Here is a 611-nt window from a genome sequence, read left to right on the forward strand (position 1 = left end):
CCGCCGCGCGGCGCGGGCGGTCGCCGCTGTCCCAGGGACGGGCCTCGGTCAGCAGCTCGACGGCGCCCGCCGACCAGTCCACGTGCGGCGAGGGCTCCTCGGCGTGCAGGGTCTGCGGCATGACGCCGTTGCGCAGCGCCATCACCATCTTGATCACACCGCTCACGCCCGCGGCGGCCTGCGCGTGACCGATGTTCGACTTGATGGACCCCAGCCACAGCGGCCGATCCTCAGGACGGTCCTGGCCGTAGGTCGCGATCAGCGCCTGTGCCTCGATCGGGTCTCCCAGAACGGTCCCGGTGCCGTGCGCCTCGACCACGTCCACGTCCGCGCTGGACAGGCCCGCGTTCGCCAGCGCCTGGCGGATCACCCGCTGCTGCGCCGGGCCGTTCGGGGCGGTCAGGCCGTTGCTCGCACCGTCCTGGTTGATCGCCGACCCCCGCAGGACCGCGAGGACCTGATGGCCGTTGCGCCGCGCGTCCGACAGCCGCTCGACGAGCAGCACACCGACACCCTCGGCCCAGCCGGCTCCGTCCGCGGTGGCGCCGAACGCCTTGCACCTGCCGTCGGGCGCCAGCCCGCGCTGCCGGGAGAACTCGATGAACATGCCC

The 611-nt window shown here is 73.6% G+C and carries 1 protein-coding gene; it reads right to left on the bottom strand.

Annotated elements, in window-relative coordinates:
• A partial coding sequence (locus ACSC1Q_RS43030) for a beta-ketoacyl synthase N-terminal-like domain-containing protein (RefSeq protein WP_436764518.1) occupies positions 1-611 on the bottom strand: 611 nt, incomplete at both ends.

Origin of the sequence: Streptosporangium heterodermiicola (genome assembly GCF_051390675.1) — a bacterium.
Taxonomy (GTDB): Bacteria; Actinomycetota; Actinomycetes; order Streptosporangiales; family Streptosporangiaceae; genus Streptosporangium.